Annotated in this window: 6 protein-coding genes; 5 read left to right on the top strand and 1 reads right to left on the bottom strand. The window is 68.0% G+C overall.

What is annotated here, in order from left to right:
- Window positions 1-210: 210 nt before the first annotated feature.
- On the bottom strand, window positions 211-2,505 hold the full coding sequence (locus tag VMJ70_16225) for a patatin-like phospholipase family protein (GenBank protein HTO92679.1): 2,295 nt from the start codon (window positions 2,503-2,505) through the stop codon (window positions 211-213).
- Between the two features lie 153 nt (window positions 2,506-2,658).
- On the opposite strand from VMJ70_16225, the gene VMJ70_16220 reads away from it, so the two are divergent.
- The 5 genes from VMJ70_16220 to VMJ70_16200 all read left to right on the top strand — a co-directional run.
- Window positions 2,659-4,857 (top strand): tetratricopeptide repeat protein, encoded by a 2,199-nt coding sequence (locus tag VMJ70_16220; protein ID HTO92678.1) that lies wholly within the window; start codon window positions 2,659-2,661, stop codon window positions 4,855-4,857.
- 59 nt (window positions 4,858-4,916) lie between these two features.
- Window positions 4,917-5,363 carry a phosphate-starvation-inducible PsiE family protein gene (locus VMJ70_16215; protein ID HTO92677.1) on the top strand — a complete coding sequence of 149 codons (447 nt, stop codon included), beginning with the start codon at window positions 4,917-4,919 and terminating at the stop codon, window positions 5,361-5,363.
- An 87-nt stretch (window positions 5,364-5,450) separates the two neighbouring features.
- Window positions 5,451-6,098, top strand: coding sequence for a hypothetical protein (locus VMJ70_16210; protein HTO92676.1), 648 nt, complete (start codon window positions 5,451-5,453; stop codon window positions 6,096-6,098).
- Between the two features lie 198 nt (window positions 6,099-6,296).
- Window positions 6,297-6,899: a hypothetical protein gene (locus tag VMJ70_16205; GenBank protein HTO92675.1), complete on the top strand. Its 603-nt coding sequence runs from the start codon at window positions 6,297-6,299 to the stop codon at window positions 6,897-6,899.
- Window positions 6,900-6,902: 3 nt separating this feature from the next.
- On the top strand, window positions 6,903-8,100 hold a 1,198-nt coding region (locus tag VMJ70_16200), incomplete at its 3' end, for a hypothetical protein (GenBank protein ID HTO92674.1).

Raw genomic sequence — 8,100 nt, 5'->3', positions numbered from 1 at the left:
CGTCAGGCAGATCCTCGAGCAGCGCCTCTTCCCCACGCGCATCGAGCTACCGGAGCGATGGGAGAAGTACTACTGGAGAACCATTCGGACGCGAGCCTTCACCCGCAACCAGCGCCACACCCTCAAGTACGCGGCGTGAGTCGGTCTCCCTCGGGCCCCCATCCCCGGCATCAGCGGGCGCAACTGCAATCTTCGGAGCAGGACCGGAATCTAGAACCTCTCTCCGAAGCGGAAGGTGAACTGCCGAGCGCCGCTCTCGCCGAATCCGTAGTCGATGGCGAGCGGCCCGAGCGGAATCGCGACCTCGAGGCCGACGAGCCCGGCCAGCTGTGTCCCACCCTCGAGATCGGTGCGGCTCACCGAATCGTCCACCCGCCCGGCCTGCACCGCGGCCTGCAGGGTCGCGAACGGCGATGGCCGCAGCGCGACGCGCACCTCCCCGCCCGCCGCGCGGTGCCCCGACCACTCGCGATCGCGCAGCGAGGCCAGCCGCTCGGGACCGCCCAGCGCCGGCAACTCCTGGAGCGGCGTGTCGTGCGAGGCGGTGGCGAGCCACAGCGACGGCTCGATCAGGAACCCGAACAGCGGGAAGGGCAGCGTCGCGACCCCCTCGGCCGCGGCGAAATGATCGCCGCCGCTCATCGCGATCGCCGAGAGCCGCCGGAGCGGCCAGCGCCGCGCGATCAGCTCGGCCGAGAATTCGGGGCCATCGCGCGATACGCCGGGATCGTGATAGTGGCCCCAGCCGATGCTGGCTTCGCCGCGCGCGTCTTTCGGCAGCAGCAACTGGCCGCCGCCCATCAGCTCGAGACTGTTCGAGTAGAGCCGCTGTTGGCCGCGCGAGGAATCGAAGATGCGCGTCGCGGTGCGCTTGAGCGCCGCCCGCCCGAACCAGCCCGGGCTGCCGCGCTCCAGAGCATGCGGTTCGAGGCTGCCGAACAGGTTCCAGTCGTAACGCCGGATCGTGCCGGCCAGCATCGCCACCGTGGGAATTCCCTCGGGTGTCGGACGCCACCACAGCGATCCCTGCGCGCGCGCTCCCCAGTCGTTGTCGGCCGCGGCGGTGAACCGCGCCTGCCGGCGCGCCGCCTCGCGCACCTTGAAGGTGAGGTGGGTGGCGGCCGAGTCCACGCGGAACTCGGGCCAGGCGCTGTTGAACAGCGTGGCGCGATAGACCTTGGTGAGCCCGGGGCGCAAATCGCCGGGCCGAAATGGGCCCGCGGGCTGCGGCCCGAAGATCTTGCTGGCCGCCGGCGTGAGATGCGAGCGCGTCCCGTCCGCACGCCGCCATTCGATCGGCGCGGCGAGCGGCGGCAGTACGGGATCCGGCGCGGCGGTATCGGCCGCGGCCACGCGCGCGAGCCCGAGCGAATCCGCCCACGCCGAGAGTCGGGCGCGCGAGCCCTGATAGGCCAGCGCGGCCATGGTGTCGACGCCGGCGAAGTCGTAGGCCGAGATCCCCGGCATCGGCAGCCACACGCCGAGGTCGCCGGCGATCAGCGAATCGGTCTGACCACGTTTGTTCAACCGATCGAGCAGCGTCACCGCCACCAGCCACGAGGGGCTTTCGGGGCCGAGCTCGGGCTGCGGCAGCGCCACGTCGATGGAGGCCAGGTGCGAGCCGGGTGTCTCGCGCGCCGCCTGAATCGGAGCGTTGCTCGAGAATCCGCCGTCGCCGAGCGCTTTTCCGTCGCGCGGCATGGTGGGAAAGAACACCGGCAAGCCGATCGACGTGCGCACCGCTTCGCCGACGCTGCCGTCTCGCAGCACCACCGGTCTCATCGTATTGATGTCGGTGGTGACAACGCGCAGCGGGATCGGCAGGCGATCGAAATCGCCGCGCGCGATCGCGTCGGTCTCGAGGAACTCCGAGGCAATCATGAAATTGACCGCCGAATCGTCGAGCAGGCCGCTGCTCAGTCCGAGCCTTCCGCTGTCGGCCTCGAACTGGGCCCAGGGCGACGGCATGCGGCAGCCGCGCCATTCCCAGATGTCGAGGTGTCGGGGCGAGAACGCCAGGTCCCAGTCCACGAGCCTGGCGTGGTTCTGGATCACGTCACTCGGGTATCCCGCCGCGTAATAGGCCGCCATCAGCGCACCCATGCTGGTACCGGCAACCCGATGGGGACGCAGGTGATCGTCCTCGAGCGCGCGGAACGTGCCGATGTAGGCGAGTCCGCGCGCCACCCCGCCGGCCAGCGCCAGCGCCCACGGCGGACCGGTGTAGCTCGATTCGGGGGCGACGATCGGCGCGACGCGCGCGTGCGACAGGGACGAGTCGCGCGCGGCGCGGATCGAATCAGCCTCGGCTCGAGCCAGCGAATCGGCCGCGGCCTGACGGGTCGAATCGGAATCGGCGGATTCGGACTGGAAGGGGACCGGGATCGGTTCGGCCGCGAGCCCGATCGAGGGCAGGGCGAGGAGGGCCGCGGCCAGGACGAAGCGGAATCCGCGGTTCATTCGATGTGCCCTCACCGTGCCGTCGCCCTCGACCAACGTGATCACCGCTCGCCGACTCCAGCATGTCGCGCGACGCGAATCGCCGCAAGCGCGAACTGCCGGATGGCCGCGCCCGTGCGGCTTCGCGTAGTCTTCTTTGCTCGTTCGTGACGATTCGCGCGTCACCGACCACCGGATCCACGCGGAACGGAGGCTCGAATGCAACACCATCGGCTCGCCGCAGTCTGCGTGGCCTGGCTGGCGTGCGGGTGCGCGCCGCGCGCGAAGCCCGCCCTTCCGCCGGCGACCTTCGTCGGCGCGGCAACCTGCGCGAGCTGCCATCCGAACGAGGCGCGAGCCTGGCGGGGCTCTCACCACCAGCAGGCCATGCAAGCGGCCACCGATTCGACCGTGCTCGGGGATTTTCGCGATGCGCGCTTCCGCTCCGCCGGCGTCGAGACTCGTTTCTTTCGCGATGGGCGGAGATTCATGGTCCGCACCGATGGCCCCGACGGGAGGCTCGCCGACTACGAAATCCGCTACACGTTCGGCGTCTATCCGCTCCAGCAATACCTGATCGAGTTTCCGGGCGGCCGCTTCCAGGCGCTGGGGATCGCCTGGGACTCACGCTCGAAAGCCGGGGGCGGGCAGCGCTGGTTCCATCTGTACCCGGGCCAGCGGATCACGCACGCGGACGAGCTGCATTGGACGCGCGGCGCTCAGAACTGGAACCTGCAGTGCGCGTCGTGCCACTCGACCGACCTGCACAAGAACTACGATCCCGCCTCGCGCACCTACCGGACGACTTGGGCCGAGCTGAACGTGGCCTGCGAGGCCTGCCACGGGCCGGGCTCGCTTCACGTGGAGTGGGCACGACGCCGGCCGGGCGGCACGAGGCTCGATTCCGCCACCATGGGACTCACCGTGGCACTCGACGAACGACACGGAGTTTCGTGGGGCCGCGATCCGGCCGGCGACCTGCCCCATCGCAACCCGCCGCGCCCGACCTCGCGCGAGATCGAGAGGTGCGCGCGCTGCCATTCGAGCCGAACCCGATTGTTCGACGACGATCCGCCGGGCGCTCCCCTGCTCGCCGCGCACCTGCCGGCGCTGCTGGTCGAGGGTCAGTATTTCGCCGACGGCCAGGTCGAGGGCGAGGTCTACGAGTACGGCTCGTTCCTGCAGAGTCGCATGAATCACGAGGGCGTGACCTGCAGCGATTGCCACGAGCCACATTCGCTGACGCTGCGCGCGCCCGGCAACGGGGTGTGCCTTCAGTGTCACGACGGCGCCCGCTACGACACCCCCGCGCATCATCATCATGCGCAGGGCATGAAGGCCGCGCTGTGCGTCACCTGCCACATGCCGGCCCGGACCTTCATGGTGGTGCACGAGCGTCATGATCACAGCTTTCGCGTGCCGCGCCCCGGGCTCGCGGACTCGCTGGGAACGCCCAACGTCTGCGCTTCCTGTCACGCGGGTCGGAGCGGAGCGTGGGCCGCGGCGCGCATCCGCGAGTGGACCGGCCGCGCGCCCGAGAGCTTCCAGCGCTTCGGCATGGAACTGTCGGCGGCGAGGCGTGACGCAATCGGTGCGGCCGCCGGGCTGGTCGCGCTCGCCGCCGACGCCTCGCAGCCCGCGATCGCGCGGGGTACGGCGCTGGCAATGCTGGGCGGGGGTTCCGAGCCGCCCCCGGCCGACGTGTTGCGCCGCTCGATCGCCGATCCCGATCCGCTGCTGAGATTGGGGGGGATCGAAGCAGCCGGCGCCCTGCCGCCCGAGGCGCGGGCCGAGTTCCTAGCTCCGGAGCTGCACGATTCGCTGCGAACGCTGCGAGCGCTGGCGGGCGGCGCCCTCGCCGGAGTGCCCGTCGAGCGCCTCGCCGCGGACGACCGCGCAGCGCTCCAGCGCGCGAAGTCCGACTATCTCGCCGGCGAGATCGAGAACGCCGATCAGCCCTTCGCCGAGGTCAACCTCGGCAACTTCCATCTGGCCGAGGGAGACCTCTTGGGCGCCGAGCAGGATTTCCGCACCGCGATCGAGCTCGATCCCGATTGGATTCCGGCCTACGTCAATCTCGCCGACCTGCTGCGCGCCGCGAATCGCGATCGCGAAGGCGAGTCGGTGTTGCGCGCCGGGATCGAGCGGCAGCCGGAGGCGGCGGCGCTCCATCACGCGCTGGGGCTTCTGCTCATTCGCCAGAATCGAAAGAGCGAGGGGCTTGGATCGCTGGCCCGTGCCGTTCGGCTCTCGCCCGACGACCCGCGCTACGCCTACGTCTACGCGGTGGGGCTCGAGGACGCCGGCCGCCGCGGCGAGGCGCTCCGCGTCACCGGGCGGGCGCTGGCGAGGCGGCCGGGCGATCGCGAGCTGCTGGAACTGTGGACGCAGCTTCGCGATTCGGCGCAGCAGCCGTGAAGCCCGCCGTTCGAGTGGCGGTTCTGGCCCGCACTCGGGATCCGGGTTAGGCTGCCGACATGATCAAGCGATTCAGTGAGGCGGTGGATGTATTCGAGCGCATCATCGTCAACGCGCTGCTCCTCATGCTCGCCGTCATGGTGACACTCGGTACCGTGGCGCTCGCGATCCTGTTGTACAGGAACGGCATCGCCAATTTCCACGGAGTCAACGATGCGCTCGAACTTCAGTCGGCCATGCAGCGCGGATTCGGCGGAATCCTGGTCGTCCTGCTCGGGCTCGAGTTGATGGAGACGATCCGCAAGTACGATCTCGATCACCACGTGCGAGTCGAGGTCGTGTTCTTCGTCGGCCTGATCGCGATCGGCCGGCACGTGATCCAGATCGACTACGAACACGCGAATTCCGGTCAGCTGTTCGGCGTCGCGGCCGTCACCGTGGCGCTGGCCGCCGGATACTTTCTGGTCAAGCGCTCGACGGTGACGAAGGGCGGGAATTCGTCATGATTGACCGTGCGCGTCGCTGCCGATAGCATCGCTCGATCAAATTCCCTCGTGCGATCGATGCGCGTCTCTCAGAAAGGAGTCTTCCTCATGAAGTCCACCGCACTCCCGCGAGTCGCCGCCGCGCTTTCGCTGCTGGCCCTGGCGTCGTGCGCCGCGAACACCCAGCTCACGAACGTCTGGAGCGACCCCGCGCTCGCGGGCAAGACGTATCAGAACATCGTGGTGGTGGGAGTCATCAAGTCCAGCACGCTGCGCCGCCAGTACGAGGACACCTTCTGCCGCGACCTCGAGTCGCGCGGCGTCAAGGCGACGCCCAGCTATTCCATCACCGGCGAGGGCCAGATCGACAAGGACGCGTTCGACGCCAAGATCAACGAGCTCGGCGCCGACGGAGTGATCGTCACGCGGCTGGTGGATCAGCAGCAGGTGCAGAACTACTACCCGCCCACCTATTCCACCATGGCGGCGCCCTCCGCCTACTACGGCGGATGGTATGGCTACTACAACATGGGCTACACCTACATGTCGTCGCCGGGCTACGTCACCACCGATCAGCTCTACCGGATCGAGACCAACCTGTACGACGTCAAGGAGTCGAAGCTCGCCTGGAGCGGCCTCACCGAGACGACCTTGATGAGCGGCGACAATCCCAGCAAGGAAGTCGATCCGTTCATCGGGACGCTGGTGTACAACATGCAGGAGAAGAAGGTGATCCCGCCACAGAAGCGCAAGTAGCCAACCCCTCGAGCCCCGGAAGCCCAGGGACTCGTCCTCGTGAAGGAGTCGCCGATGATTTCGAGAGATCAGTCGCGTCGTAGGCGCAGTGCGCGCAGCGCGTTGCGGAAGTTCGGCGCCGCGTGGCTGTCGGTCGCGGGCCTTTCGATCGTCTGGGGCTCGGTGGTCTTCGCTCAAGCGCCGCCGCCAGAGCAACCGATGCAACCGCAGACCTACCAGTCTCAGGCGCCGCAGCGGGACGTCGAGGTGATGGGCGCGGTCGGTTATCAGTGGGGCGGCACGCTCAACTACTCGAACGGCGACATCCACATCAACGCCGCGATGAACTACGGCGGTTCGATCGGCACGATGATCAAGCCCGGGTACTTCCTCGAGCTGAGCTACAGCTACCAGGGCACCAAGGTCATCGGCCGGCCGCGCAACGGCCCCGACTTCGACCTCTTCGACGTCAGCTCGCAGTACATCTTCGCCTCCGGCCTCAAGATGATCCAGAAACCCGGCAGCAAGGTGGCCCCCTACGCCATCGGCGGGCTCGGCATGAACATCCTGAGCCCGGGTTCGAGCACCTATGGCAACTACGACACCCAGTATCTGTTCGCGATGAACTTTGGACTGGGTCTCAAGGTGCAGGCGAGTCCCAAGGTGGCGCTGCGCGTGCAATCGCGCCTGCTCCTCCCGGTCAACTGGGTGGGCGGCGGCGTGTACTTCGGATCGGGCGGCGCGGGCGTCGGTGTCTCGGGCGGCTCCTCGATGCCTCAGGGCGAAGCCACGGTGGGAGTCTCGTTCAAGCTGGGCCAGTAGGCCATGCGCGTCGGTGCTCTCGGGGCGCTGGCCGGGGCGCTGTCCCTCCTGCTCGCGCCGGTCGCGGCGCATGCGCAGGACGCCAACTACTGGTCGATGGCGTTCGGCACGCGCGCTCGCTTGTTGGGCGGCGTGGTGACGGGCAGCTCGGGCGACATCAGTTCCGTGTACTACAACCCCGGAGCGCTCGCGCTCACCCCGAGCGCCGAGCTCCTGTTGGCCGGCAGCGCCTACCAGTACCAGCGCGTGGAAGTAAAGGGTGGCTCGGGCGTCACGCGCGACATCACCTCGTCGACTCTCGGCGCGGTGCCCTCGCTGTTCGCCGGCGAGATCCCGCGCGACAAGACCAACCGGATTGCCTATTCGTTCCTCACTCGCCAGCAGGCCAACCTCGAGATCGATTTTCGTGCCACCACCGGCGTGGGCGCTTCCAGCCCGCTGCCCAACCCCTCGTTCGCAGCGCTCGAGTTCCAGTTGCACCAGAACATGTCGGAGAACTGGTTTGGCCTCACCTGGTCACGCCTGATCTCCCCCGCGCTCGGCGTGGGGATCTCGCCCTACGCGGTGGTCCGAACCCAGAGCACGCTGGTCTCGTTCCTGTCTCAGGGACAGAACTCGAGCGGCCAGGCGGCGCTCCTCAGTTACGACCGGGACTTCAACTTCATCAACTGGCGCCTGCTCGCCAAGATCGGGCTCAGCGGCGTGAAGGATTCGCTCACTTATGGACTGACGCTGACCACTCCGGGGGTCTCGCTGTTCGGCGGCGGTGCAGTGCACTACAACACCTCGCTGATCGACCAGACCGGCAGCGTTGGCAACATCGTCGGCGCCAGCTATCAGGAAGATCTCAAGGCCACCTACAAGTCACCAGCGGGCGCGGGAATCGGCGCTTCGTACGGATGGGGCTCGAGCCGCATCCACGCAGCCGCCGAATGGTTCGCGGCGCAGAGTCAGTTCACCGTGCTGCCAACCGCCAGTTTCACGATCAGCACTCCGGGCGGAGATTCAACGGTGACGCCGATCGTGACCGAAAGGCTGAACTCAGTCTTCAACTTCGGCCTTGGACTCGAGCATGACTTCAATCCGATCCTGGCGGGGTTCGCCAGCTACCACACGGATCGGAGCGCACGAGACGTGGGGCAGGAGCCCGGCGCTTCGATCACCAGCTGGAATCTCAACCACGTCACGATCGGCGCCACGC

It is taken from the genome of Candidatus Sulfotelmatobacter sp., from assembly GCA_035498555.1.
GTDB lineage: Bacteria > Eisenbacteria > RBG-16-71-46 > RBG-16-71-46 > RBG-16-71-46 > DATKAB01.
This window is presented reverse-complemented; position numbering and strand designations above follow the sequence as displayed.

Coding starts and splice junctions, on each gene's coding strand:
- VMJ70_16210 (HTO92676.1), top strand. CDS start 5,451: ATGAAGTCCACCGCACTCCCGCGAGTCGCCGCCGCGCTTTCGCTGCTG.
- VMJ70_16205 (HTO92675.1), top strand. CDS start 6,297: ATGCAACCGCAGACCTACCAGTCTCAGGCGCCGCAGCGGGACGTCGAG.
- VMJ70_16220 (HTO92678.1), top strand. CDS start 2,659: ATGCAACACCATCGGCTCGCCGCAGTCTGCGTGGCCTGGCTGGCGTGC.
- VMJ70_16215 (HTO92677.1), top strand. CDS start 4,917: ATGATCAAGCGATTCAGTGAGGCGGTGGATGTATTCGAGCGCATCATC.